At 74.7% G+C, this 25812-nt stretch carries 24 protein-coding genes and 1 pseudogene; 9 read left to right on the forward strand and 16 right to left on the reverse strand.

The features are described 5' to 3' along the window. Positions 1 to 97: 97 nt before the first annotated feature. Positions 98 to 973 (reverse strand): annotated as a pseudogene (locus F1C76_05215) (hypothetical protein). A gap of 339 nt (positions 974 to 1312) precedes the next feature. On the opposite strand from F1C76_05215, the gene F1C76_05220 reads away from it, so the two are divergent. Both F1C76_05220 and F1C76_05225 read left to right on the forward strand, forming a co-directional pair. After that, on the forward strand, positions 1313 to 2224 hold the full coding sequence (locus F1C76_05220; protein QNG36066.1) for an alpha/beta fold hydrolase: 912 nt from the start codon (positions 1313 to 1315) through the stop codon (positions 2222 to 2224). Positions 2225 to 2323: 99 nt separating this feature from the next. Further along, positions 2324 to 3466, forward strand: coding sequence for a M23 family metallopeptidase (locus F1C76_05225; protein QNG36067.1), 1143 nt, complete (start codon positions 2324 to 2326; stop codon positions 3464 to 3466). 55 nt (positions 3467 to 3521) lie between these two features. Here F1C76_05225 and pcrA read toward each other — a convergent pair whose 3' ends face one another. Continuing rightward, entirely contained in the window at positions 3522 to 5813 is a 2292-nt protein-coding gene (gene pcrA / locus F1C76_05230) for a DNA helicase PcrA (GenBank protein QNG36068.1), read from the reverse strand. Positions 5814 to 6062: 249 nt separating this feature from the next. On the opposite strand from pcrA, the gene F1C76_05235 reads away from it, so the two are divergent. Both F1C76_05235 and F1C76_05240 read left to right on the forward strand, forming a co-directional pair. Next, entirely contained in the window at positions 6063 to 6347 is a 285-nt protein-coding gene (locus F1C76_05235; protein QNG36069.1) for a chorismate mutase, read from the forward strand. A 22-nt stretch (positions 6348 to 6369) separates the two neighbouring features. Next, positions 6370 to 7107 carry a PIG-L family deacetylase gene (locus F1C76_05240; protein ID QNG36070.1) on the forward strand — a complete coding sequence of 246 codons (738 nt, stop codon included), beginning with the start codon at positions 6370 to 6372 and terminating at the stop codon, positions 7105 to 7107. A 62-nt stretch (positions 7108 to 7169) separates the two neighbouring features. On the opposite strand, the gene F1C76_05245 is transcribed toward F1C76_05240, so the two are convergent. Both F1C76_05245 and F1C76_05250 read right to left on the reverse strand, forming a co-directional pair. Next, complete coding sequence (locus F1C76_05245) at positions 7170 to 7817, reverse strand: response regulator transcription factor (GenBank protein ID QNG36071.1); 648 nt, start codon at positions 7815 to 7817, stop codon at positions 7170 to 7172. Next, the gene (locus tag F1C76_05250) at positions 7814 to 9010 is read right to left on the reverse strand and encodes a PspC domain-containing protein (protein ID QNG36072.1); all 1197 of its coding nucleotides are present in this window, start codon (positions 9008 to 9010) and stop codon (positions 7814 to 7816) included. The genes F1C76_05245 and F1C76_05250 overlap by 4 nt, the downstream gene beginning before the upstream one ends. A 134-nt stretch (positions 9011 to 9144) precedes the next feature. Between F1C76_05250 and F1C76_05255 the strand changes: the two genes are divergently transcribed. Beyond that, positions 9145 to 10080, forward strand: a complete 936-nt coding sequence (locus tag F1C76_05255; GenBank protein QNG36073.1) for a PspC domain-containing protein — start codon at positions 9145 to 9147, stop codon at positions 10078 to 10080. Continuing rightward, the gene (locus F1C76_05260) at positions 10073 to 10405 is read left to right on the forward strand and encodes a hypothetical protein (protein QNG36074.1); all 333 of its coding nucleotides are present in this window, start codon (positions 10073 to 10075) and stop codon (positions 10403 to 10405) included. The genes F1C76_05255 and F1C76_05260 overlap by 8 nt, the downstream gene beginning before the upstream one ends. A 69-nt stretch (positions 10406 to 10474) precedes the next feature. Here the strand turns inward: F1C76_05260 and guaA are convergent, their stop codons facing one another. Genes guaA through guaB form a run of 3 tightly spaced genes read right to left on the reverse strand, consistent with a single transcriptional unit; the run spans position 10475 to position 14688 of the window. Beyond that, entirely contained in the window at positions 10475 to 12037 is a 1563-nt protein-coding gene (gene guaA / locus F1C76_05265) for a glutamine-hydrolyzing GMP synthase (GenBank protein QNG36075.1), read from the reverse strand. A gap of 2 nt (positions 12038 to 12039) precedes the next feature. Then, the gene (locus F1C76_05270; GenBank protein ID QNG36076.1) at positions 12040 to 13161 is read right to left on the reverse strand and encodes a GuaB3 family IMP dehydrogenase-related protein; all 1122 of its coding nucleotides are present in this window, start codon (positions 13159 to 13161) and stop codon (positions 12040 to 12042) included. Between the two features lie 12 nt (positions 13162 to 13173). Then, complete coding sequence (gene guaB / locus F1C76_05275; protein QNG36077.1) at positions 13174 to 14688, reverse strand: IMP dehydrogenase; 1515 nt, start codon at positions 14686 to 14688, stop codon at positions 13174 to 13176. 113 nt (positions 14689 to 14801) lie between these two features. On the opposite strand from guaB, the gene F1C76_05280 reads away from it, so the two are divergent. Beyond that, entirely contained in the window at positions 14802 to 15200 is a 399-nt protein-coding gene (locus tag F1C76_05280; GenBank protein QNG36078.1) for a hypothetical protein, read from the forward strand. Here the strand turns inward: F1C76_05280 and F1C76_05285 are convergent, their stop codons facing one another. Then, complete coding sequence (locus tag F1C76_05285; GenBank protein QNG39027.1) at positions 15201 to 15902, reverse strand: response regulator transcription factor; 702 nt, start codon at positions 15900 to 15902, stop codon at positions 15201 to 15203. 425 nt (positions 15903 to 16327) lie between these two features. Between F1C76_05285 and F1C76_05290 the strand changes: the two genes are divergently transcribed. Continuing rightward, positions 16328 to 16627 (forward strand): WhiB family transcriptional regulator, encoded by a 300-nt coding sequence (locus tag F1C76_05290; protein QNG36079.1) that lies wholly within the window; start codon positions 16328 to 16330, stop codon positions 16625 to 16627. Between the two features lie 183 nt (positions 16628 to 16810). Here F1C76_05290 and groL read toward each other — a convergent pair whose 3' ends face one another. Next, on the reverse strand, positions 16811 to 18454 hold the full coding sequence (gene groL, locus F1C76_05295) for a chaperonin GroEL (protein ID QNG36080.1): 1644 nt from the start codon (positions 18452 to 18454) through the stop codon (positions 16811 to 16813). 169 nt (positions 18455 to 18623) lie between these two features. Then, a complete protein-coding gene (locus tag F1C76_05300; GenBank protein ID QNG36081.1) occupies positions 18624 to 18932 on the reverse strand; it encodes a co-chaperone GroES in 309 nt (102 codons plus the stop codon). Between the two features lie 197 nt (positions 18933 to 19129). Here F1C76_05300 and F1C76_05305 point away from each other — a divergent pair, with 197 nt between their 5' ends. Then, the gene (locus tag F1C76_05305) at positions 19130 to 20368 is read left to right on the forward strand and encodes a methyltransferase domain-containing protein (protein ID QNG36082.1); all 1239 of its coding nucleotides are present in this window, start codon (positions 19130 to 19132) and stop codon (positions 20366 to 20368) included. Here F1C76_05305 and tsaD read toward each other — a convergent pair. Genes tsaD through F1C76_05335 form a run of 6 tightly spaced genes read right to left on the reverse strand, consistent with a single transcriptional unit; the run spans position 20349 to position 25751 of the window. Continuing rightward, positions 20349 to 21389 (reverse strand): tRNA (adenosine(37)-N6)-threonylcarbamoyltransferase complex transferase subunit TsaD, encoded by a 1041-nt coding sequence (tsaD, locus tag F1C76_05310; protein ID QNG36083.1) that lies wholly within the window; start codon positions 21387 to 21389, stop codon positions 20349 to 20351. The genes F1C76_05305 and tsaD overlap by 20 nt on opposite strands. Then, the gene (gene rimI / locus F1C76_05315) at positions 21382 to 21801 is read right to left on the reverse strand and encodes a ribosomal-protein-alanine N-acetyltransferase (protein QNG39028.1); all 420 of its coding nucleotides are present in this window, start codon (positions 21799 to 21801) and stop codon (positions 21382 to 21384) included. The genes tsaD and rimI overlap by 8 nt, the downstream gene beginning before the upstream one ends. A 14-nt stretch (positions 21802 to 21815) precedes the next feature. After that, positions 21816 to 22442: a tRNA (adenosine(37)-N6)-threonylcarbamoyltransferase complex dimerization subunit type 1 TsaB gene (gene tsaB / locus F1C76_05320; GenBank protein ID QNG36084.1), complete on the reverse strand. Its 627-nt coding sequence runs from the start codon at positions 22440 to 22442 to the stop codon at positions 21816 to 21818. Between the two features lie 26 nt (positions 22443 to 22468). After that, entirely contained in the window at positions 22469 to 23422 is a 954-nt protein-coding gene (gene tsaE / locus F1C76_05325; protein ID QNG36085.1) for a tRNA (adenosine(37)-N6)-threonylcarbamoyltransferase complex ATPase subunit type 1 TsaE, read from the reverse strand. Further along, positions 23419 to 24603: an alpha/beta hydrolase gene (locus F1C76_05330; protein ID QNG36086.1), complete on the reverse strand. Its 1185-nt coding sequence runs from the start codon at positions 24601 to 24603 to the stop codon at positions 23419 to 23421. Before F1C76_05330 ends, tsaE begins: the two co-directional genes overlap by 4 nt. Next, complete coding sequence (locus F1C76_05335) at positions 24600 to 25751, reverse strand: alanine racemase (protein ID QNG36087.1); 1152 nt, start codon at positions 25749 to 25751, stop codon at positions 24600 to 24602. The genes F1C76_05330 and F1C76_05335 overlap by 4 nt, the downstream gene beginning before the upstream one ends. Between the last annotated feature and the right edge of the window lie 61 nt (positions 25752 to 25812).

The following is a 25812-nucleotide window of genomic DNA, read 5'->3' on the forward strand; positions in this document are numbered from 1 at the left end:
ACAGCGCGTGCACGGGCGCTCATCGCCCGGTGGGCCACCCGTGGTCGTCGTCGTCCTCGACCCGGCGCGGGTCGGCCCGCAGCTCCCGCTCCCGGGGCTGCCACCGCCAGGCCAGCGCCGTCAGCCCCAGCGCGGCCAGGCCGAGCAGCAGCAGCCCGACCCCGGGCAGCGTCCAGTCCAGGTCCGCGGAGTGCCGGGCGTCGCGCAGCCCGCTCAGCCCGGCCTGCAGCACGGCGACGGCGACCGCGAGCAGTCCGCCGACGGCAGCCAGCCGCGGGCGCAGCGAGGGCGCGACGACGGCGCACAGCAGCACGGCGCCGGCCAGCAGCAGGCCGCCGAGCAGGGCGAGGCCGGGCCGTTCCAGCAGCGCCCGCGGCCCCTCCTCGGTCACCACGGTGACCAGCCCGGTGGTCGGGTCGGTGACCAGCCGGTCGGGGACGTCGGCGGCCGGCAGCGCCAGGCACAGCACCGCCCCGACCCCCACGAGCACCGCGGCCCCGGCCAGCACCGGCCGGCCCGGGTCCAGCTCACCGGCGTCCTCCATCACGGTGCGGCCCCAGGCGAGCAGCGCCAGGACGGCGGCCAGCACGGTGAGGCCCAGCGCGACCAGCCCCAGGGTCCAGCCGGTCGCCGTCTGCACCGACCCGGTGAGCACGCGGTCCCCGGCGAGCACCTCGACGCCGGGCCGAGCCGTCGACGTCGTCCCCTGGTAGAGCTCGATGAACAGCCGCCCGACGGCCAGCGCCCCGGCCACCGCGGCGTAGGCCAGGCCGAAGCGCGGCACCCGGCCCAGCGCGAGACCGGCGCCCACCGCGACCGCGACCAGCGGGGTGACCAGAGCGACGAGCACGTCGACCGGGCCGGTGGCCAGGGACAGCTCCCGGCCACCCACCACGAGGTAGGTGGGGAAGACCGCGACGGCACCGACCAGCCCGGCCAGCAGCAGGAGCGCCCCGGACACCCGCGCGAGCATCGGCACGTCCCCGAGGACCAGCCGGCCGGCCGGCGGCGCCTCCCGCACCGGACGCCGGGGTGCCGCCCCGGGTCGGGCCGTGGGCGGGGTGCGCCGGGCACTGGCTGCCGGACGGCGGGGTGCGGGCTTCCGCGTGGCCATGCGGGTCCCTCCCTCGGGGCTCGGGTGCGGTCCGCCGGTGACCGTGCCGGCCGCCGAGACCGCACCGTGATCGTGTCGACGACTCCAGGTGTGACCGCTGGCACAACGGGGCATTACGGTCGCGTGAACGGGGCAGCGGGTCCGGGCTCCGTCACGCACACCGGGCAGGTGTGCCCACCCGAGCTCAGGGAGGCGTCGATGACGACGGTCGCGTCGCCTCCAGACTGGCAGACCGGGCCGGGCCCGGCCGGCAGCGGCGTCCCCGGCGTGGCCGTGGTGTCCTCGGCGGCCCGCGCCCTCCGCACGCTGTGCACCCCGGCCGTGGTGGCCGGCGGGCTCACCGAGCTGGCCTGGGTCGGTGCGCACGCGCTGCTCTGGCCGCTGAACACCCGCACCGAGGTGCTGCAGCCCGACGCGGCGGTCCGGCCCGAGCGCCGCCCGCCCGCCGTCCGCGCCTTCTTCGCCGACGACCCGCTGGCCGCCCGCATCCCCGTCGTCCTGGTGCACGGGATGGTCGACAACCGCTCGGTCTTCACCGTGATGCGCCGCCGGCTCCGCCAGCGCGGCTTCACCTCGGTGAGCAGCTGGAACTACAGCCCGCTGGTGCAGGACGTGCGCACCGCCGCGCGCCGGCTCGCCGAGCACCTCGAGGAGGTCTGCCGGCAGACCGGGCACGACCGGGTGCACGTGGTCGGCCACAGCCTCGGCGGGCTCGTCGCCCGCTACCTCGTCCAGCGCCTGGACGACAGCCGGGTCGCCTCGCTGGTCACCCTGGGCTCACCGCACGGCGGCTCGATCTGGGCGCGGGCGCTGCCCCTGCCGCTGGCCCGCCAACTGCGCCCGGGGTCCCCGCTCTTCGACGAGCTGGCCGCCCCGGCCCCGGGCTGCGACACCCCGATCACCGCGGTCTACAGCGACCTCGACCAGGTCGTCGTCCCCGCCTCGTCGGGCCGGTGCGACCACCGCGACCTGCGGGTGCGCAACGTGCTGGTCTCCGGGGTCGGTCACATGTCGCTGCCCATCCACCGGGCGGTGGTGGAGGAGGTCGCGGCCACCCTGGCCGGTCACCGCAGCGTCGAGCGGACCTCCGCCGACGCCGAGGTCGCCTGACCCCTCCCGCACCGCCCAGGGGTCACCAGTTGTGACGAAGATGTCGACACAGCGACACGCCGCACGGTTGCCCGATCGCCTGCCTCACGCGTGGTCACAATGCGATCACGCCGACGGCAGACCCTGCCGGCGGCCCGTCGACCCCTGACGGACCATCGAGACGACGTCGCCCTCCCGCTCCGTCGTTGCCCCCGTGGCAGCGCCGGGCACCCGCTCCCCCGGTCGGGACGACGTCTGGAGAAGGTGCTCGTGCGCGCACGTCAGCTGGTCGGCCGTTCCCGGCCCGGCCGTCCGGACCGGGACAGGTCCGCGGCCGAGTCGTCCTCCGTGGACGCCGGACCCGTCGGTCTCCTCGACCGCCCCCGGCCGCGCGGCACCGACCTCGCCGACACCGAGCAGCGGCTGGCCGCCCGCGAGGCCGCCACCGCCACCGACCTGCCCCTCGTCGCCGCCGCAGCCGACCCGCTGGACACCCCGGGCGCGCTGGCCACCGCTGCCGCCGCCCGCACCACCGCCGCCCGCACCACCGCCGCCCGCGCCGAGGCCGCCCGCGTCGCCGCCCGGCCCGCCGGTCGCGCCCGCCGCCTGTCCCGTCCCCCGTCGCGGAAGGCCCCGCTGCTCCTGGTCGCCCTCGTCGTCGGCGCCGTCGTCGCGGCCCTGCCCGGCGGGATCGGCTCCCAGTCCCCGGTCACGGTGCCCGTCGCGGTGGCCGGCGACTACGGCCTGGGTGCCGCCGACAGCAACTTCGCCGGGGGCATGGACGACGTCGCCGCCCGCCGCGAGATCACCGAGGCCGAGGCCGCCGCCCGCCTGGACGCCCTCGCCGCATCCCGCGCCGAGCGCGAGCCGGACTTCGCCGTCCCCACCGTGGGCCGGATGAGCACCTGCTTCTGCATGCGCTGGGGCACCATGCACTGGGGCGTGGACCTCGCCGCCCCGCTGGGCACCGACATCGCGGCCGCCGCCGACGGGGTCGTGCTGCGCGCCGGTGCGGCCAGCGGCTACGGCAACGCCATCTACATCCAGGACGCCGACGGCAACGTCGAGATCTACGGCCACATGCGGTACCTGTTCGTCGAGGCCGGGGACGTCGTCTCCGCCGGCGACCTCATCGCGAAGGTCGGCAGCGAGGGCCAGTCCACCGGCCCGCACCTGCACTTCGAGATCCACGAGGGCTCCATGACCGGCCGCCCCATCGACCCCCAGGAGTGGCTGTCGGAGCGGGGCATCGAGATCGGCTGAGTGGGGGCCGGAGGCTCCCACTCAGCCGATCGGGACCGCCGGCCGGGCCGCCGTGTCAGAGCTTGACGAGGGGGGCGTACCTCAGCACCAGGCGCTTGGTGCCGCTGGAGCCGAAGTCGACGGTGGCCTGGGCCTTGTCGGCCGCCCCGGTGACCTCGACGACGGTGCCCAGGCCGAAGGCGTCGTGGCTGACCCGGTCCCCGACGTCCACGCTGATGATCTTCCGGTTTCCCACCCCGCCCCGGAGACCGCCGGTGGACAGCCCGGTGGCCGCGACCCGCTGCTGGGCTGAGCCGTACTGGGCGCTGGGCTTGGGGTCGATGCCGGTCCAGTGCAGGGCCTCGTCGGGCAGCTCGTCGAGGAACCGGGACGGCGGGTTGTACGCCGGCTGTCCCCAGCTGGTGCGCACCGTGGCCCGGGACAGGAACAGCCGCTCGCGGGCCCGGGTGATCCCGACGTAGGCCAGCCGGCGCTCCTCCTCGAGCTCCTTGGGGTCGCCGAGGGCCCGCAGGTGAGGGAAGACGCCGTCCTCGAGCGCGGTCAGGAAGACGACCGGGAACTCCAGGCCCTTGGCGGTGTGCAGGGTCATCATCGTGACCACGCCAGCGTCGTCCCCGGTGACCGGGATCTGGTCGGCGTCGGCCACCAGCGAGACCTGCTCGAGGAAGTCGGTGACGGTGCCCTCGGGGTTCACCGCCTCGAACTCGGCGGCCACGCTGACCAGCTCGTGCAGGTTGTCGACCCGGCCCTCGTCCTGCGGGTCGGTGGAGGACTCCAGCTCCGAGAGCAGGCCGCTGCGCTCCAGGATCGACTCCAGCAGCGCGCTGGGCCCCGACCCGGTGGCCAGCAGGTGCTCGAACTCCTCGAGCAGGGAGACGAACTCCTTGATGTTCTTCAGCGACCGGGTGGCCAGGCCCGGGGCGTCCTCCGCCCGACGCAGCGCGGTGGCGAAGGCGATCCGCTCCCGGTCAGCCAACTGCTCCACGCACGCCTCGGCGCGGTCGCCGATGCCGCGCTTGGGGGTGTTCAACACCCGGCGCAGGCTGACGACGTCGGTGGGGTTGCTGACCACCTTCAGGTAGGCCAGCGCGTCGCGGACCTCCTTGCGCTCGTAGAAGCGCACCCCGCCGACCACCTTGTAGGGCATGCCGACCCGGATGAACACCTCCTCGAACACCCGGGAGGCGTTGTTGGTGCGGTAGAAGACCGCGATGTCCTTGGGCTGGGCCTTGCCCTCGTCGACCAGCGCGTCGATCTGCTCGGCGACCCAGGCGGCCTCGTCGTGCTCGTTCTCCCCGACGTAGCCCTCGATCAGCTCGCCGTCGCCGGCGTCGGACCACAGGTTCTTGGGCCGGCGGGCGGTGTTGCGGGCGATGACCTGGTTGGCGGCCTTGAGGATGCGCTGGGTGGAGCGGTAGTTCTGCTCCAGCACGATCGTGGTGGCCTCGGGGTAGTCCCGCTCGAACTCGTCGATGTTGCGGATCGTGGCGCCCCGGAAGGCGTAGATCGACTGGTCGGCGTCACCGACGACGCACAGCTCGGCCGGGGGCACCGGGCCCCCGCCGTAGCCGACGATCTCGCGCACCAGGGCGTACTGGGCGTGGTTGGTGTCCTGGTACTCGTCGACCAGCACGTGCCGGAACCGGCGTCGGTAGTGCTCGGCGACGTCGGGGAAGGCGCGGAACAGGTTCACCGTGGTCATGATCAGGTCGTCGAAGTCCATCGCGTGCGCCTCACGCAGCCGCCGCTGGTACAGCCGGTAGACCTCGGCCAGCGTCTTCTCCGGCGGGGTCTGCGGGACGAAGGACTCCTCGTCGACCAGCTCGTTCTTCAGGTTCGACACCTGTGCGGCCAGGCTGCGGCCGGGGAAGCGCTTGGCGTCGAGCTCGAGGTCGCGGGCGACCATGGTCATCAGCCGGACCGAGTCGCCCTGGTCGTAGATGGTGAACGAGCTCTTCATGCCGAGCTTGGCGGCCTCGGCGCGCAGGATGCGCACGCACATGGAGTGGAACGTCGACACCCACATCGCCCGGGCCCGCGGGCCCACGAGCTGGGCCACCCGCTCCTTCATCTCCCCGGCGGCCTTGTTGGTGAAGGTGATCGCCATGATCTCGCCGGGGTTGGCCCCCCGGGCCCCGAGCAGGTAGGCGATCCGGTGCGTCAGCACCCGGGTCTTGCCCGAGCCCGCACCGGCCACGATGAGCAGCGGGGTGCCCTCGTGGACGGTCGCCTCGCGCTGCGGGACGTTCAGCCCGGCGAGCATCCGCTCGAGTTCGCGGCCCACCTGACCGGAGGGACGACGGGTCAGGGACGCGGTTCCCGGCAGGGAGGTCTGGGGGCTGCTCATGTCCTCCCCACTCTAGGACGGGGCACCGACGCCGACCGGGGTCCGTGGAGCGGCGCGGAGGGGTGTGGCCCGGCGCCGGGTGCTGTGCCAGACTCCCCCCGTGCTCAGCCGACGAGAGTTTGCCTACGGCCACCGGGATCCGGTCGCCGTCTCGCCGAGCTAGCCGCTCACCGACACAGCCCCGGGCCCCACGAGCCCGGGGCTCTCCTGTGTCCGGGTCGTGGGGCCTCCCCACCTGGAGGAACCCTCGTGACCACCCCGACCAGCACCGGCCCCGAGCCCACCGCCCCCGCCGAGCGGATCGCGCAGCTGCGGGCGGAGATCGACGCCTGCGACGCCGAGATCATCCGGCAGGTCCAGCGCCGGCTGGAGGTGTCCCGGGAGATCGGGCAGCTCCGGCGGGCCGCCGGGGGCACCCGGTTGTCCCTGGCCCGCGAGCAGGCCGTGCTGGCCGCCTTCTCCGACGCGCTGGGCCCGGCCGACGGCACGACGCTCGGGATGATGCTGCTGCGGCGCGGGCGCGGCGCCCTCTGAACGCGGACTAACCTGGCCCCTCGTGACCCAGCCCCCGAAGCAGCCCGCCGCGCACGTCGACCGGGTGCTCTGCGTCCTGGCCCACCCCGACGACGTCGACTTCGGCAGCGCCGGCACGGTCGCGACCTGGACGGCGGCCGGCACCGAGGTCGTCTACTGCATCGTCACCGACGGCGACGCCGGCGGTTTCGACGACACCCCCCGCGAGGAGATGCCGCTGCTGCGCCAGGCCGAGCAGCGGGCCGCGGCCGCCGCCGTGGGCGTCACCGACGTCCGCTTCCTGGGCTACCCGGACGGCCGGCTCGAGCTGACCCTGGACCTGCGCCGCGACATCAGCCGGGTCATCCGCCAGGTGCGCCCCCAGCGCGTGCTGACGTCGTCCCCGGAGCGCATGTACGACCGGATCGGCGCCAGCCACCCCGACCACATGACCACCGGGGAGTCGACCCTGCGCGCGGTCTACCCCGACGCGCGGAACCCCTTCGCCCACCCCGAGCTGCTGGCCGAGGAGGGCCTGGACGCCTGGACGGTGGAGGAGGTGTGGCTGGGCGCCAGCCCGCGCGCCGACCACGCCGTGGACGTGACCGATGTCGTGGAGCAGAAGTTCGCCGCACTCGAGTCGCACGTCACCCAGGTCGCGCACCAGCCAGAGGGCCAGCTGCGCGAGTTCGTGGGCGGCTGGATGCGCCAGACGGCACGCACCCACGGCCTCCCCGAAGGCCGCCTCGCCGAGGCCTTCCACGTGGTGTTCACCGCCTAGCAGAAGGACCTCCCTCCCCCCACTGCTCGCACGCTCGCAGCGGGCCCCTGAGGGAGGCCGGACTACAGCAGGCGATGGGTGACAGCCCACCTGGTCAGCTCGTTGCGGTTGGACAGCTGCAGCTTGCGCAGCACGTTCGAGGCGTGCGACTCCACCGTCTTGACCGAGATGAACAACCGCTGGCCGATCTCCCGGTAGGTGTAGCCGCGGGCCAGCAGCTGCATGACCTCCCGCTCCCGGGCCGACAGCAGGTCCAGCCCGGGGTCGACGTCGGGCTCCGGTGCGGGAGCGGCAGCGCCGGAGGCGAACGCGTCGAGCACGAAGCCGGCCAGCCGCGGGGAGAACACCACGTCCCCCTCGGCCACCCGGGCGACGGCGTCCCGCAGGTCGGGCCCGGAGATGGTCTTGGTGACGTAGCCGCGGGCGCCGGCCCGGATGACGGCGATGACGTCCTCGGCGGCGTCGGACACCGACAGCGCCAGCCAGCGGACGTCGGGCAGCTCGCCGCGCAGGGTCTCCAGCACGGTCCGGCCCCCGCCGCCGGGCAGGTGCACGTCGAGCAGGACGACGTCCGGGCGGGTCTCGCGGACCCCGGCCACCGCCCCGGCGACGTCGGCGGCCTCGCCGACCACCTCGACGGCGTCCCCCAGCTCGGCCCGCACGCCCGACCGGACCATGGCGTGGTCGTCGACGAGGAAGACCCGGGTCACGAGGCCTCCCGGGGCAGCGTCAACTCCACCTCGGTGCCCTCCCCCGGCCGGGAGTGCACGACCGCCGTGCCGCCGATGCGCTGGAGCCGGCCGACCACGGAGTCCCGCAGCCCGCGCCGGTCCGCCGGCACCGACCCGGGGTCGAAGCCGGCACCCCGGTCGCGGACGAAGACGGTCACCGCCCCGGGGGTGACCTCGCTGTAGAGCGCGACGGTGGTGGCACCGGAGTGCTTGGCGGCGTTCACGACGGCCTCCCGGGTGGCCTGGGCGAGAGCGGTCACGGCCTCGTCGGCGGGGGCGTCCCCGACCACGACGGGGTCGACGGCGACGGCGTGGTCGGCCTCGACCTCGGCGACCAGCCGGTCGACCAGCCCGGCCCAGGTGCCACCGGCCGCGGTCTGCGGGGCGTAGAGCCAGGCGCGCAGCTCGCGTTCCTGCCCGCGGGCCAGCCGGGTGACCTGGGCGGGGTCGGCGGCGTGCCGCTGCACCAGGGCGAGGGTCTGCAGCACCGAGTCGTGCAGGTGCGCAGCGACCGAGGCCCGCTCCTCGGAGCGGATCCGGGCCGCCCGCTCGGCCTCGCGGGAGTCCAGCAGCCGACGCCACAGCGGGGCGGTGGCCAGCACGATGCCGACCAGGACGACGAGGGTCGCAGCGAACCCGTTGCGGGCGTTGGCCAGCTGCCCGGTGGTGGCCAGCAGCAGGACCACCCCGCCGCCGGCGAGCAGCACCCCGGTCACCAGGCCCCAGCGGGAGGTGCCGCGGCTGGTGGTCCGGTCGGCGTCGAACTGGTACCAGATGACGGCCAGGCCGCCCCCGGCCAGCAGCAGCGGGACGACGACGTCCCCGCGGCCCCAGTCGGCGAACCGGGTCGACAGCAGGAGCACGGCCAGCCCGACCAGGCCGAGCCCGACGCCCTGCCTGCGGGTGAGCCGGGGCGGGGGCGGGGGGCGTTCGGCACCGGCGGGGGCGACCCGGACGAAGAGCCACAGCAGCGCGTAGGCGACCACCCCGACCCCGCCCAGGGACAGCACCACGAAGCCGATCCGGACGACGACGGGGTCCAGCCGCAGGTGGTCCGCGGTGCCGACGGCCACCCCGCCGATCCAGCGGCCGCGCCGCGGGCGGAGCAGCGGTGGCCGGTCGGTGGCGACGTCACCGGCGTGCGGCGGCGTCGTCGTCCCCGGGGTCGTCACGTGATCATCGTGGCACCGGTGCCCCCGACCGCGGTACCGGTGGACACCCGGACCCCGCGCCGCGCCGGGAACCAGGGTCGGGTCAGGGGGTTCCCCGATACCGGGCGGGCCCCGGCGGCGGCAGTGTCGTCGGCATGACCAGTGCAGCCCCTCCTCCCCTGCTCCCCCCGGCCGCCGAGACCCCTTCCGGCCCGCCGCCCCCGCCGCGGGGTGACGGCCTGCGGCCCCCGCTGCGCCGCAGCCGGACCGACAAGGTGCTCGGCGGGGTCAGCGGTGGGCTGGCGGACTACACCGGCATCGACACCCTGCTCTGGCGGGTCGGGTTCGTCGCGCTGACCTTCGCCGGGGGCACCGGGATCCTGGTGTACCTGCTGCTGTGGCTGCTCATGCCCCGCCGCCGGGACGGCGCACCCGCACCGGTTGCCGCCGAACCGGTCGGCCCGCGGTCACCGGTCCCCGGGATCACCGTCGCGGTGCTGCTCATCGTGGTCGGGCTGATGGCCCTGCTGGCCCGGACGACGTCCTGGGACCCCGGCGCCGTCGCCTTCCTGGGCGCGGCGCTGCTGGTGGTCGGCGTCGGGCTCGGGGTCGGCGCCTTCGCCCCGGGCCGCGCGGCCCGTGGCCCGCTGATCGCCCTGGGCGTGCTGCTGTCCTTCGCGCTGCTGGTCGCCTCGGCGACCGGGGGCAGCTGGCGATCGGACGCCGGCGGCCGGGGCGGCGTCGGGGACCGGACGTCGATCCCGCGGACCGCGGACGCCGTCCAGACCCGCTACGAGTCGGGGGTCGGCGACGTCACCCTGGACCTGACCCGGATCGACCTCGCCGACCTCGACCGGCCGATCACGACCACGATCAACGCCGGCGTCGGTGACGTCGAGGTGCTGGTGCCCGCGTCGGCCGACGTCCGGGTCAGCGTGTCGAACGGGCTGGGCGAGGCCGACGTGTTCGGCCAGAGCTCGGGCGGCACCTTCGCGGGCACCGGGTCCGACCCGTGGACCGGGGACGACAGCCCGGAGATCGTGCTGACCATCGAGTCCGGCATCGGCGACGTCGAGGTGTCCCGTGGCTGAGCCGTTCGACCCCAGCCGCCGCACCGACACCCCTCAGGAGAACCCCGTGCACCCCACCGAGCAGTTCGCGACCGCCGTCCCGCCCACCCGCGACACCGCCGTCCTCGGCGACACCTGGGCCGCTCCCGCGGCGCCGGTGCCCCCGCAGGAGAAGCGCCCCGACGTGGTCGCCCTGGTGGCGGGCGTGGTCTTCGCCCTCGTCGCGGTCATCGGGATGACCGGCGTCGACCTGCCGGGCTGGGTCTTCGGCGGTGGCGCGATCGCCGTCCTCCTCGTCCTGGCCGGCATCGCCCTCCTCGTCAGCGAGCTCCGCAAGAGAAGGTGACCGGATGGAACGGCCCCCTCGCAGGGCCCCGCGGCGTGCGGAGCGCGTCGTGGGGGGCGAGGGGGTCCTTCATTCCCACTCGATCGTGCCCGGGGGCTTGCTGGTCACGTCCAGAACCACCCGGTTGACCTCGGCCACCTCGTTGGTGATCCGGGTCGAGATCCTCGCCAGCACGTCGTAGGGCAGCCGGGTCCAGTCAGCGGTCATCGCGTCCTCGCTGGAGACCGGGCGCAGCACGACCGGGTGGCCGTAGGTACGGCCGTCGCCCTGGACGCCGACGGAGCGGACGTCGGCCAGCAGCACGACCGGGCACTGCCAGATCTCCCGGTCCAGCCCGGCGGCGGTGAGCTCGGCGCGGGCGATCGCGTCGGCCTTGCGCAGGGTGTCCAGCCGGTCGGCGGTCACCTCGCCGACGATCCGGATGCCGAGGCCCGGGCCGGGGAACGGCTGGCGCCAGACCATCGACTCGGGCAGCCCGAGCTGCACCCCGACCTCGCGCACCTCGTCCTTGAACAGGGTGCGCAGCGGCTCGACCAGGGAAAAGGTCAGGTCCTCGGGCAGGCCACCGACGTTGTGGTGGCTCTTGATGTTCGCCGTCCCGGTGCCGCCGCCGGACTCGACGACGTCGGGGTACAGCGTCCCCTGGACGAGGAACTCCACGGTCTCCCCGTGGGCCGAGGCGTCGGCTACGACGTCGGTCGCGGCCGCCTCGAACACCCGGATGAACTCCCGGCCGATGATCTTGCGCTTCTGCTCGGGGTCGCTGACCCCGGCCAGGGCACCGAGGAACTGCTCGCGGGCGTCGACGACGCGCAGGTCGACGCCGGTGATGGCGACGAAGTCCCGCTCGATCTGCTCGGTCTCGCCCTCGCGCATCAGCCCGTGGTCGACGTAGACGCAGGTGAGCCGGTCGCCGATGGCCCGCTGGACCAGCGCTGCGGCGACGGCGGAGTCCACCCCGCCCGACAGCGCGCACAGTGCCCGCTTGTCACCGATCTGGGCGGTGATCGCCGCGACCTGCTCCTCGACGACGTTGGCCATCGTCCAGGTCTTCTCCAGGCCCGCGATGTCGAACAGGAAGTGCTCGAGCACGGTCTGGCCGTGCGCGGTGTGCTTCACCTCGGGGTGGAACTGGACCCCGGCGAGCCGGCGGTCGACGTCCTCGAAGGCCGCGACCGGGGCGCCGGTGGAGGTGGCGGTGACGGTGAACCCGGGCGGGGCGGCGGAGACCGCGTCGCCGTGGCTCATCCACACCGACTGCTCCAGCGGGGTCTCCCCGAAGAGCCGGTTGCCGGTGGTCACGGTCAGCGGGGTGCCGCCGTACTCCCGGTCGCCGGTGTGGGCCACGGTGCCGCCGAGGCTCTGCGCCATGGCCTGGAAGCCGTAGCAGATGCCGAACGCCGGGACGCCGGCCTCGAACAGCGCCGGGTCGACCTGCGGCGCACCGGTCGCGTACACGCTGGACGGGCCGCCGGAGAGCACGATCGCGGCCGGCTTGCGGGCCAGGATCTCCTCCACCGGCACGTCGGAGCCCACGAGCTCGGAGTAGACCCCGGCCTCACGGATCCGGCGGGCGATCAGCTGGGCGTACTGGGCGCCGAAGTCGACGACCAGGACGGTCGGGAAGTCCATGCTCAACCCCCGATGACCAGGTCGACCCGCTGGAACTCCTTGAGGTCCCGGTAGCCGGTCTTGGCCATCGTGCGGGCCAGCGCGCCGAACAGGTTGGTGCGCCCGTCGGAGTCCAGGGCCGGGCCGTGCAGCACCTGCTCCAGCGGGGCGGTCGTGGTGACCGGGGCGGACACCTCGCCGCGGGGCAGCCGCGGGTGCGCCGCGACGGAGTCCCACCACGCGCCGCCGGCCGGGGCCTCGGTCGCCGCGCGCAACGGCTCGCCGACCTGGACGGCGTCGGCACCGCAGGCCAGTGCCCGGGCGATGGCGCCGGAGGTCTCGATCCGCCCGTTGGCGATGACGTGCACGTAACGGCCACCGGTCTCGTCGAGGTAGTCCCGGCGGGCCGCGGCGGCGTCGGCGATCGCGGTGGCCAGCGGCACCCGCACGCCCATGACGGCGTCACCGGTGGAGGCGCTGTCGGCACCGATGCCGACGATGACGCCGGCGGCGCCGGTGCGCATCAGGTGCAGGGTGGTCTGGTAGTCCGCGGCCCCGCCGACGATCACCGGGACGTCGAGGTCGGCGATGAACTCCTTGAGGTTCAGGGAGTCGCCCTGGGTCGTGACGTGCTCGGCGGACACGATCGTGCCCTGGATGACCAGCAGGTCGACCCCGGCGGCGAGCACGGCCGGGGCGAGAGCGGCGGTGTGCTGCGGGCTGATCCGCACCGCGCTGGTCACCCCGGACTCGCGCAGCTCCTTCACCCGGGCGGTGATCAGGTCGGGCTTGACCGGCTCGGCGTACAGCTGCTGCAGCAGGGCGGTGGTCGACGTCCCCTCGCCGGCGGCGTCGCGCAGCTGGCGGTAGACGTCGGTCGGGTCCTCGTAGCGGGTCCAGAGGCCCTCGGCGTTGAGCACCCCGAGCCCCCCGGCCTGCCCGACGCCGATCGCGGTGGCCGGGCTCATCACGGCGTCCGAGGGGCTGGCGACCAGCGGGATCTCGAAGCGGAAGGCGTCGATCTGCCACGCGGTCGAGACGTCGTCGACGTCCCGGGTGCGACGGCTGGGGACGATGGACACCTCGTCGAGGTCGTAGCCGCGGCGGGCGAAGCGGTTCAGCCCGATCTCGACGTTGTCACGCACTGGCACGAACGGTCACCGGGCCCTGTAGTTGGGAGCTTCGACGGTCATCTGGATGTCGTGCGGGTGGCTCTCGGTCAGCCCGGCCGCGGTGATGCGGGTCAGCTGACCGCGCTCCTGCAGGTCGGCGACGGTCGCGGCACCGGCGTAGCCCATCGCGGCACGCAGGCCACCGACGAGCTGGTGGGCGACGCCGGAGAGCATGCCGCGGTAGGGCACCTGGCCCTCGATGCCCTCGGGGACGAGCTTGTCGTCGCTGAGCACGTCGTCGGCGAAGTAGCGGTCCCGGCTGTAGGACTGGTTGCCGCGCTTCTGCATCGCGCCCAGGCTGCCCATCCCGCGGTAGGACTTGTACTGCTTGCCGTTCATGAAGACCAGCTCACCCGGGGCCTCCTCGACCCCGGCGAACAGGCTGCCGAGCATCACGGTGTCGGCGCCGGCGACGAGTGCCTTGGCGATGTCACCGGAGTACTGCAGCCCGCCGTCGGCGATGACCGGGACACCGGCCGGCTTGGCGGCCAGCGAGGCCTCGTAGACCGCGGTCACCTGCGGGACCCCGACCCCGGCCACGACGCGGGTGGTGCAGATCGAGCCCGGGCCGACCCCGACCTTCACGCCGTCCACACCGGCGTCGATGAGCGCCTGGGCGCCGGCGCGGGTGGCCACGTTGCCGCCGACCACCTGGACGCCGAAGTCCTTCTTGACCCGGGCGACCATCTCGAGCACCGCACGCTGGTGGCCGTGCGCGGTGTCCACGACGAGGACGTCGACGCCGGCGTCCACGAGCAGCCCGGCGCGCTTGTAGGCGTCCTCGCCGACGCCCAGGGCGGCGCCGACGACCAGGCGGTTGTCGGCGTCCTTGGTGCTGTTGGGGTACTGGTCGCGCTTGACGAAGTCCTTGACGGTGATCAGCCCACGCAGCCGGCCGGCCTCGTCGACCAGCGGCAGCTTCTCGATCTTGTGCTGGCGGAGCAGGGCGAGCGCGGTCTCCCCGTCGACGCCGACCGGGGCGGTGACCAGCGGCAACGGGGTCATCACGTCGCGCACCAGCCGGTGCTGGTCGCTCTCGAAGCGCATGTCGCGGTTGGTGACCATGCCGACCAGCACGCCGTCGGCGTCGACCACGGGGGCCCCGGAGATGCGGTAGCGACCCGAGAGCGCGTCGACCTCGCCGAGGGTGTTGTCCGGGGAGCAGGTCACCGGGTTGGTGATCATCCCGGACTCCGAGCGCTTGACCAGGTCGACCTGACCGGCCTGCTCCTCGGCGGCGAGGTTGCGGTGCAGGATGCCGACGCCGCCGGCGCGGGCCATCGCGATGGCCATCCGGGCCTCGGTGACGGTGTCCATGGCGCTGGAGACCAGCGGGATGGACAGCCGGATGCCGCGGGTGAGGAAGGTGCTGGTGTCCACCTCGGCGGGCACGACGTCGGAGGGGCCGGGGACGAGCAGGACGTCGTCGTAGGTCAGCCCCAGGGGGGCGAACTTGGCCGGGAGCTCGGGGACCGAGTCGTTCGTGGGGCTGGCCGACATGGGGTGCCGCCACCTCTCGCCTGGTGGTGGTGGCGCCGGGACGGCGCGCGAGGACCGTGCCCGATCGTAGGCTGCCGGGTCGGTCACACCCCGAGGACGCCTAGGCTGGGTCGGTGACCTCGTGGGACGACGCGTTCGGGACCGACGACACGGCCGACCAGCCGCCGCCTCCCCCGCTGACGATGGAGGAGCGCGCCGGGGTGCTCGACGACCTCGCCGAGCTGGAGGTCTTCCGTGCCCTGCTGGAGCCCACCGGGGTCAAGGGCATCGTCGTGGACTGCCCGGACTGCGACGAGGAGCACCACGTCGACTGGGCCCTGATGCAGGCCAACCTGCGCCAGCTCCTCGACGAGGGCCAGACCGGTCGGCACGAGCCGCCCTTCGACCCCGACCCCGACGACTACGTCAGCTGGGACTACGCCAGCGGGTACGCCGACGGCCAGGCCGCGCGGGCCGAGGCCGACGAGCCCACCGACGGTCCCCCGAAGGGGCGCCACTCCCGCGAGGGCTGATCAGCTCATCATGCCGCGGCGGAAGCCGCTGGCGACGGCCTCGGCGCGGTCCTTGGCGCCGAGCTTGCGGAACAGCCGGCGGGCGTGGGTCTTGATGGTGTCCTCGGACAGGTAGAGCTCGCGGCCGATCTGGGCGTTGGACTTGCCCTGGCTCATGCCGGTGAGCACCTGCATCTCGCGGACGGACAGGCTGACGGCCGGGACGTCGGCCCGGACGGCGGCGCGCACGGTGGTGGGGCCCGCGCCGGCGAGCGCGCTGGAGCCGCTCCACCCGGGGCCGGCCGGCGCGGAGGACGCCCCGACGGTGGAGAGCGGTCCGCTGTGCGGCGCACGGCCGGGCTCGGCGCGCAGTCCCGCGCGGGACAGGCCCAGGCCCATCTCGACGGGCGAGGCGTCCCAGCGCAGGTAGCCGCGGGCGCCGAAGGAGACGGCCGCCCGGACGGTCTCGGCGTCGTCGGGGGCGCCGAGGACGAGCACCGAGAGCCCGGGGTGCGCGCGGAGCACCTGGGTGGCGACGGCGAGGCCGTTGTCGGTCGCCCGCTGGGTGCCCACCAGCAGCACGTCGGGCTGACGGGTGGCCAGCCGGGCCAGCAGGGAGGCGCTGTCGCCGACGGCCTCGACCCGGCCGACGAAGGAGAGCGCGACCAGGCGCGAGGCGACGTCGTCGCGCACCCGCCGTCGTTCGTCGAACACCCACACCACGGCACCGCCGGCGGTCGCCGTGGCACTGCCGCCGTTCACGCCGGTCCTGGTCCTGTCCTCGATCACGTCTGCTCCTGTCGCTGCGCCGGGGGTTCCGGACGGCGAGGACCCGGTTTCCACCACACGGGTGGTCCGGGGTCCCCCACCCGGTGGTCGGCAGGCCCGAGGACCACCTTGATCCACTCGAGGGGTGGAGGACAGCGGGTGTCACCCTCCGGAGTGAGGAGCACACGTTCGGTGGGATGCGCCGGCGGGGGGCGTGACCCGCTGTGCAGCTGGACGGGTCCATCCGGACGCCTCGCACAGCTCTGGCGACCCCGCAACAGAAAGCATGATCGAGTTGCGTTTGACCGGGATCTGCCCGGGGCAGTTGCCTGGAGCGAGCCGGGCAGCACCCCCGGCTCAACGAGCCGAGGAGGGTCCACATGGCCGACATCCGCCGTCTGCCCACGCCTGTCGCCGAGGTCTGGGACTGGCAACTGCACGGTTCCTGCCGTGGCGAGTCCACGTCGTTGTTCTTCCACCCCGACGGTGAGCGTGGCCCTGCCCGCGCCCGTCGCCAGGCTGCCGCCAAGGCCGTCTGCGGCACCTGCCCCGTGATCGACGCCTGCCTCAAGCACGCGCTCAGCGTCCGCGAGCCCTACGGCGTGTGGGGCGGCATGAGCGAGGAGGAGCGCACCCGGCTCATCGCCTCCGAGCCCGCCCCGGTGGCCGCCGGCGTCTGACGCCGCCCCACCCGGGACCGTGAGGTCCCCCCAGAACCCCGAGAGGGCCGGTCGACCACGGATGGTCGACCGGCCCTCTCGTCGTTGCAGCAGCTGGCCGCTCAGGTCGACGAGCAACCAGCCGCAGGCCTCGTCGCAGGGCCCCACCCCGCGCGGAGCGTGAGGTGGGGGGCGACGAGGTCCTTAGTGGCTGTGCCCGTGCCCGCCGCCGTGGCCGTGGGTGTGGTGCCCACCGCCGGCGTTCCCGAGGCTCTCCTCGGGAGCCTCGACGACCGCGGAGTCCGTCGTCAGGATCATCGCGGCGATCGAGGCGGCGTGCCCGAGGGCGGCCTTGGTGACCTTGACCGGGTCGATGACGCCCTGGGCGGCCAGGTCGCCGTACTCGCCGGTCGCGGCGTTGAAGCCTCGGCCGGTGCCGAGCTCGCGGACGCGGCCGACGACGACCGCACCCTCGAAGCCGGCGTTGGAGGCGATCTGGGTCAGCGGGGCGTCCAGGGCCTTGCGGACCGACCGTGCGCCGGTGAGCTCGTCCCCGGAGAGGGAGAGCCCGTCGATCGCGGTGGCGGCGTGCACCAGGGCGGAGCCACCACCGGGGACGACGCCCTCCTCCACCGCAGCGCGGGTCGCGGCGATCGCGTCCTCGATGCGGTGCTTCTTCTCCTTCATCTCGACCTCGGTCGCGGCACCCACGCGGATGACGCCGATGCCGCCGGCGAGCTTGGCCAGGCGCTCCTGGAGCTTCTCACGGTCCCAGTCGGAGTCGGTGTCCTCGATCTCGCGGCGGATCTGGGCGACCCGCTCGGAGACCGCGGTGGGCTGCCCGCCGCCGTCGACCAGGACGGTGTCGTCCTTGGTGACGGTGACGCGACGGGCGGTGCCGAGCACCTCGAGGCCGACGTCGGACAGCTTGAGCCCGACGTCCTCGGACACGACCTGGCCGCCGGTGACGATGGCGAGGTCCTGCATGAAGGCCTTGCGGCGGTCCCCGAAGAAGGGGGACTTCACCGCGACGACCTTGATGGTCTTGCGGATGGAGTTCACGACCAGGGTCGAGAGCGCCTCGCCCTCGACGTCCTCGGCCACGATCAGCAGCGGGCGGGCGCCGGAGCCCAGCACCTTCTCCAGCAGCGGGAGCAGGTCGGCCAGCGCGGAGACCTTGCCGGCCACGAGCAGCAGGAGGGCGTCGTCGAGGACGGCCTCCATCGACTCCTGGTCGGTGACGAAGTAGGGCGACAGGTAGCCCTTGTCGAAGGCCAGGCCCTCGGTCACGACCAGCTCGGTGTCCATGGTGTTGGACTCCTCGACGGTGATGACGCCGTCCTTGCCGACCTTCTCCATCGCCTCGCCGATCAGGTCGCCGATGACGGAGTCCTGGGCGGAGATGGTGGCGACGCCGGAGATCGAACGACGGTCGTCGACCGGGATCGCGGCGGCGTCGAGGGCGGCCTGCACCGCGGTGACGGCGGCGTGGATGCCCCGGCCCAGCGCGGTCGGGTTGGCCCCGGCGGTGACGTTGCGCAGGCCCTCGTGGACGAGGGACTGGGCGAGCACGGTGGCGGTGGTGGTGCCGTCGCCGGCGACATCGTTGGTCTTGGTGGCGACGTTCTTGGCCAGCTGCGCGCCGAGGTTCTCGAAGGGGTCCTCGAGGTCGACCTCACGGGCGATGGTGACGCCGTCGTTGGTGATCGTCGGGGCGCCGAACTTCTTGTCGATGACCACGTTGCGGCCACGGGGGCCGAGGGTCACGCGGACGGCGTCGGCGAGCTTGTCGACGCCGCGCTCGAGGGAACGCCGGGCGTCCTCGTCGAAGTGGATGATCTTGGGCATGGGGACCTCTCGATCGCAGGTTCTGGGGGTGGGACGCGAACCGCCCCGGGACCCGGTGGTGCTCGGGTCGCCCGGGGCGGTTCGGTGGAACGGGAGCTGCTGGAACGGCCCCCTCGTAGGGGCCCCGCGCGTCGCGGAGCGGCGTGCGGGGGTTGAGGGGGTCCTTACATCACTTGACGACGACGGCCAGCAGGTCGCGGGCCGAGAGCACGAGGTAGTCCTCGCCGGCGTAACGCACCTCGGTGCCGCCGTACTTCGAGTAGACGACGACGTCGCCCACGTTGACGTCCAGGGGGACGCGGTTGCCGTTGTCGTCGATGCGACCGGGGCCGACCGCGATGACGGTGCCCTCCTGGGGCTTCTCCTTGGCGGTGTCCGGGATGACCAGACCGGAGGCCGTGGTGGTCTCGGCCTCGTTGGCCTGGACCACGACGCGGTCCTCCAGCGGCTTGATGCTGACCTTGGTGGCGGTGGTCACGTGGTGACTCCCCCTTCGGTTCGTCGAGCAGTGGCGTGAGTGGGTGGTGCGGTGCTGCTGATGCTGTGGCACGGGGGCCGGGGTCTGCCGTCGCGGGGGTCAGGCCCGGCCCGTGTCGATTGGCACTCTACCCATGCGAGTGCCAGCCCCTCAAGCGGGTCGCGCGCCGCGGGGGACCGTGGGCGAGGCTGTGCGTCGTGGCCAGCGACGACGAGACCGCGGAGACCCTCCGGCAGCTGCACGCGCTGGCCACCCCGGCGGGCACGGCGGCGCTCTCCCGGGCCGGGGAGCTGCTGGCCAGCCGCACCGACGTGGTGACCGCGCTGTCCCGGCTGCGCGCCGAGTTCGGTCCCGAGGTCGGCAACCCGGCGTGGGGGGTGGCCCGGCAGCGGGAGAAGGCCCGGCCCGCGTTCGGGGCCGACACCGACCGGCTGCTGTTCACCGGCGACGCCCTGGAGCAGGCCGGCCGCCCCGAGCTGGCCGACCGGCGGGCCGCCCGGCTCCTCGCCGGCGGCGCCGCCACCGTGGCCGACCTGGGCTGCGCCTCGGGCACCGACACCGTGGCGCTGGCCCGGGCCGGCGCCCGGGTGACCGCGGTGGACCGGGACCCGGTCGCCCGCGAGCTCACCACGCTCAACGCCGCGGCCCTCGGGCTCACCGGGGTGACGGTCCGCGACGCCGACGTCGTCGACCTGGTGGCTGCCGCCCACGAGGGGCGGGTGGCCGACTGCGAGGCCGCGGTCCTCGATCCGGCCCGGCGGGCGGACGGGCGCCGGGTGCTGGACCCCGACGGCTGGTCCCCGCCCTGGTCCACCGTGACCGCCCTGCTCGACGCGGTGCCCACCTGCGTCGTCAAGGTGGCGCCGGGGCTGGACCACGAGCGCGTGCCCGACGGCGTCGAGGCCGAGTGGGTGTCGGTCGGCGGCTCGATCGTCGAGGCCCTGCTGTGGGGGCGGGGCGTGTCAACGACCTGGCGGCGGGCGACCCAGCTGCGCGCGGGCACCTGGCACGAGCTCACCGCCGACGACGACCCCGGCCGGGCACCGGTGGCCGCCGTCCGGGAGTGGCTGCACGAGCCCGACCCCGCCGTCATCCGGTCCGGCCTGGTCGCGACGGTGGCCGCGGAGCTGGACGCCACCCTGGTCGACCCGCAGATCGCCTACCTGACCTCCGACGCGGCCACCGACTCCCCCTGGGTCAGCTCCTACCGGGTCACCGACGTGCTGCCCTTCGCCGTGAAGCGGGTCAAGGCGCTGCTGCGCGAGCGCGGCGTCGGCAGCGTGACGGTGAAGAAGCGCGGCTCGGCGGTGGAGCCCGAGGCGCTGGTCAGGCAGCTGCGCGGGCGGGGCGACGGGCACGCGGTCGTCGTGGTCACCCGGGTCCTCGACGTCCCCACCGTGCTGCTGTGCGAGCCGGCTACCGGGAGACCACGGTGACCGGCAGCGAGCTGTCGGCGCCCAGGTCCGGGGCGGACGGCGCGACGCCGGCCTCGACCAGCCGGGAGCCCAGCGCAGCGACCATCGCGCCGTTGTCGGTGCACAGCCGGGGGCTGGGCACCCGCAGCACGATGCCGGCGGCGTCGCAGCGCTCCTGGGCGACCGCGCGCAGCCGGCTGTTGGCGGCCACTCCCCCGCCGATGACGAGGTGGTCCACGCCGTGCTCGCGGCAGGCCCGCACGGCCTTGGCGGTGAGGACGTCGACCACGGCCTCCTGGAACGCGGCGGCGACGTCGGCGACCGGCACGGGCTCCCCGGCCCGCTCGCGGGTCTCGACCCAGCGGGCCACGGCGGTCTTCAGCCCGGAGAACGAGAAGTCGTAGGCCGCGTCCCGGGGGCCGGTGAGCCCGCGCGGGAACGCGATGGAGCGCGGGTCGCCGTCGCGGGCGGCGCGGTCGATCGGGGGTCCGCCGGGGAAGGGCAGCCCGAGCACCCGGGCGACCTTGTCGAAGGCCTCCCCCGCGGCGTCGTCGATGGTCTGCCCGAGCGGCTGCACGTCCTGGGCGAGGTCGGGCACCAGGAGCAGGGAGCTGTGCCCGCCGGAGACCAGCATCGCGATGCTCGGTTCGGCCAGCCGGCCGTGCTCGAGCTCGTCGACCGCGACGTGTGCGGCCAGGTGGTTGACCCCGTACAGCGGCACGCCCAGGGCCAGCGCGTACGCCTTCGCCGCGGCCACCCCGACCAGCAGCGCACCGGTGAGCCCGGGCCCGCTGGTCACCGCCACCGCGTCGACGTCGCCGAACCCCACCCCGGCGTCGGCCAGCGCCCGGTGCACGGTCGGGACCATCGCCTCCAGGTGGGCCCGGGAGGCGATCTCGGGGATGACGCCGCCGAAGCGCTCGTGCTCGGCCATCGACGTGGCGAGCGCGTCGGACAACAGGGTCTGCCCGCGGACCAGGCCGATGCCGGTCTCGTCGCAGCTGGTCTCGAAGCCCAGCACGAGCGGCTGGGTGTCAGCCACGCTTCATCACCACCGCGTCCTCGCCGCTGTTGGGGTAGTAGTTCAGCCGCACGCCGATCGGCACGAAGCCGCGCCGGGCGTAGAGGCCCTGGGTGGCCTCGTCGGTGGCCCGGACCTCCAGCAGCACGACCGGTGACCGGGTGTCGGCCTCGGCGAGCAGCGCGTCCAGCAGCCGGCCGCCGATGCCCTGGCCCTGCCGGGTGCCGGTGACCCCGATGGTGGCCACGTGCGCCTCGTCGGGGTAGGCGATCAGCCCGGCGTACCCGAGCACCTCGTCGCCCTCGACGGCCACGGTGTAGCTGCGGGTGTCGGGCATCCCGAGCTCCTCCAGGTACATCGCGCGGGTCCAGGTGTCGGGGGCGAAGAGCTCCTCCTCCAGCCGCATCACGGCGGTGAGGTCCTCGCGGGTCATCGGACGCAGCCCGATCACCGGGTCACCGGCTTGCGCACCACGTTGGGGACGGCGTCGGGGCGGCGCAGGTAGAGCGGGACGAGCGGCGCCGGGGGGCGCTCGAGCAGCGGGCCCGCGGTGCGCACCAGCCCGGCGGTGGACACCTCGGCGGCGGTCACGCCGCGGCCCAGCCGCTCGGCGAACCGGACGTCGCCGACCAGCGGCAGGTCGGGCAGCTCGAGCTCCTCGGGCCGGCCGACCCCGGGCTCGGTGGTCGGTGCGCCGGCGTCGTCGAAGGCCCGCCAGTGCACCTCCTTGCGCCGGGCGTCGGTGACGACCACCCGGGCACCGGAGCCGACCGCGTCCAGGCTGCAGACCCCGTGCACGGTCAGCCCGAGGGCGTCACCCAGCGCGGCGGCGGTGACGATCCCGACCCGAAGCCCGGTGTAGGGCCCCGGGCCCAGACCGACGACCAGCGCACCGACGTCGGTCAGGGTCACGCCGGCCTCGGCGAGCACCGCGGTGACCGTCGGGGTCAGCAGCTCGGCGTGCCGGGTGCCCGAGGCCAGTGCGGTCTCGGCGAGCACCCGGCCGTCCGGGCCGGTCGCGGCGAGCCCGACCACGAGGGTCGGGGTCGCGGTGTCGAGCGCCAGGACGAGCACGACGAGTCAGGTTAGTCGCCGCCGGGTCAGGCGCGGGTGGACTCCTCGACGTCGGGCAGCTCGCGGGGCCAGGCGGCGGGGTCGTCGGCGAGGTCCCAGAGCTCGGGGAGCAGCACCGGCCACACGGGCTCGGCCGCCGAGGCCAGCTCCTCCCGGGTCCACCAGCGGTGGCCCAGCAGGGTGCGCTGCTCGTCCTCGGTGTGGCCGGCCACCGAGACGTCGAACGCCGGCACCCGGACGACGTAGAACACGTCGGCCTGGTCCACGACCTGGTCGGAGTACCCGTGCCGGACCCGTCGGCGGGCGACCGGGCCCAGCACCTGCGCGGGGTCGACGTCCAGCCCGGTCTCCTCGGCGAGCTCCCGGACGACGGCGGTCAGCTCGTCCTCGCCGTCCTCGATGCCGCCGCCGGGCGTCATCCACCAGGTCGACACCGGCGTCGTCCCGGTGTCGCTGTCCCGGAACAGGAGCACCCGGTCGTGGTCGTCCAGCAGCAGCACCCGCACGGTCGCCCGACGGCGCTGCGGGCGGTCGGGCAGCTCGGCGAGCCGGGCGGTCCAGGACGGCCCGTGCGGCACCAGCTCGGCGGTGCGCACGTCGTCGTCGGCCCTGCTCAGCCCGACGACCAGGTGCTCGTCGGCCAGCTGCTCGACCAGCCCGTGCCCCCACTCCACGACGGTGACCGCCTCGTCGGCGGAGGCGTCGAGGTCCAGGTCGTCGACGTCGGCGACCGAGCCCAGCCGGTAGGCGTCGACGTGCACGAGCGGCACGCGTCCACCGCGGTGCACCCGGGCCAGCACGAAGGTCGGCGAGGTGACCGCGCCGGGCACGCCCAGCCCGGCGCCGATGCCCTGGGTCAGTGCGGTCTTGCCGGCGCCCAGCGGCCCGGCCAGCAGCACCAGGTCCCCGGCACGTAGCAGCCCCGCGAGCTCCACGCCGAGGGCGTGCGTGTCGGCCGGGGTGGGCAGCACCCGTCTCACGAGCGGGCCCGCTGTCCCACGCGGCGCAGCAGCCGGGTGACCGCCGCAGTGACCTCGGCGGGGTGCTGCAGCAGCACCAGGTGTCCGCTGTCCGGGACGACGACGTACTCCAGGTCCGGCGGGGCGTCGGGGGTGCCGGCCTCCTCGATGCGGGCCACGATGCGGTCGCTGTGGCCCTGCGGGATGAGCTTGTCCGCATCGCCGCCGAGCACCAGGACGGGCACCCGGGTCAGCGGCTCGATGGCGGCGCTGGCGTCCAGGCCGGCGATGGCCGGGTAGAACTCGCCGATCACGTCCACCGGGGTGCCGGCGATCATCGCGTCCACGTAGCGCACCAGGGCGGGGTCGACGTCCGGCCCGGCGAAGGACATCGTCTTGACGACCGCCGAGACGACGTCGCGGGCCACCCGGCGGGTGCGCTCGGCCCACTGCGGCCGGTGCCGCATGGTGTAGCCGGCGATCGGGAAGACCGCGGCGCTGAACCGGGTGAGCAGGTGCGGCAGCCCGAAGCTCAGGTCGGACAGGCCGCCACTCGAGGTGGACACCAGACCGACCCCGACCACCCGGCCGCCGAACAGGTCGGGCCGGCGGGCGGCCAGCGACAGCACCGTCATGCCGCCCATCGAGTGCCCGACGAGCACGACCGGTCCGCGCGGCGCCCGCGCGTCCAGGACGGCGACGAGGTCGTCGGCGAGCTGGTCGATCGTGGAGTGCTCGGCCGGACCGCGCCCGGAGGAGCCGTGCCCGCGCTGGTCGTAGAAGACCAGCCGGGCGTCGGGCCGGTGCCCGTTCGCGGTGGCCACCGCGGCTCCGAGGTCCCGGCGCTGGAACGTCCAGGACGCCATCGACAGGCAGTAGCCGTGCACGAAGACGACGGTCAGGGGCGCGTCCTGCGGGCCGACCTCCTCCACCGACAGCAGCACGCCGTCCGGGGTCTGCACGAGGGCGGTGGTGTCCGCCGCCCGGCTGGCGGTGCCCAGCGGGTCGTCCTCGCGCTGCACTGCCTCGGGCCGGTCGGTGGGCTCGATCGTCCCCAGCTCGGCGGCCGGGCCGAGCTGGGCGGCCGTGACCCGTCGACCGGCCGCCCGGGTGACGGCGACGCCCACCGCGGCGCCGGCCGCGGCCAGCCCGAGCACCCCGCCCAGGATGCCGACCGTCTTCGGGGTGGGGTGCTGGCTCACGCCGGCACCCCCGCGCTGCCGGTGTGCACCCGGGTGAAACGTCCGCCGACCCGGGTGACCAGCTCGTAGTGGATGGTGTCCAGCACGTCGGCCCAGTCCTGCGCGGTGGGCTCGCCGGCGTCGCCGGGGCCCCACAGCACGACCTCGTCGCCGGGGGCGATCGCGTCGTCCCCGACCTCGAGCACGAACTGGTCCATGCAGACCCGGCCGGCGATGGTCCGCTGTACGCCGCCGGCGAGCACCGGCGCCCGGTTGCCACCGGCCCGCGGCACGCCGTCGGCGTACCCGACCGGCACCAGCGCCAGGGTGGTCTCGGCGACCGTGTGGTGGGTGTGGCCGTAGCTGACCCCGGTGCCGGCGGGCACCCGCTTGGTGAGCGCGACGCGGGCGCGCACGGTCATCGCCGGGCGCAGGCCGTACTGCGCCGGGTCGCCACCGAGCGGGTCCAGGCCGTACACCGCGACGCCCGGGCGGACCATGTCGTACCAGGTGTGCGGCAGCGCGATGGTGGCCGCGGAGTTCGCCAGGTGCCGCCGCGCCTCGGTCAGACCGGCCTCACGGGCCAGCGCGGTGGCCTCCTCGAAGACCGCGACCTGGGCGGCGATCGTCGGGTGGGTGGGGGCGTCGGCGTAGGCGAGGTGGCTCCACAGCCCGGTGACGACGACGTCGCCGTCCTCCTGCGCCCGGACGGCGGCGGCCACCAGCCCGGGCCAGTCGGCGGGGGTCGCGCCCTCGCGGGAGAGCCCGGTGTCGACGAACAGCTGCACCCGGGCGGTGCGGCCGGTGGCCCGGGCGGCGTCCACGACCTCGGCCAGTGCCCACCCCGCGTTGACCGACAGCTCGACGTCGGCGGCGAGCCCGGCCGCGTAGTCCTCCCCCGGGGCGTGCTGCCAGGACAGCACCGGCGCGGTGACCCCGGCGGCCCGCAGCGCGAGTGCCTCCTCGAGCACGGTGACCCCGAGCGCGTCGGCGCCCCCGGCCAGCGCGGCCCGGGCGGCGGGGACCAGCCCGTGGCCGTACCCGTCGGCCTTGACCACCGCCATCAGCGGCCGGCCGACCCGCTCGCGCAGGGCTGCGGTGTTGGCGGCGATCGCGTCGAGGTCGACCACGACCTCGGCCCGGTTCTGCTCTCTCACGCCCGCGATCATCCCAGCCCCCCTCCCCCCGGCCCCTCCCCGACCCGACGCCGACGAGAAAGGCGTTTCTCGT

The sequence above is a fragment of the Geodermatophilaceae bacterium NBWT11 genome (assembly GCA_014218215.1).
Classification (GTDB): Bacteria; Actinomycetota; Actinomycetes; order Mycobacteriales; family Geodermatophilaceae; genus Klenkia.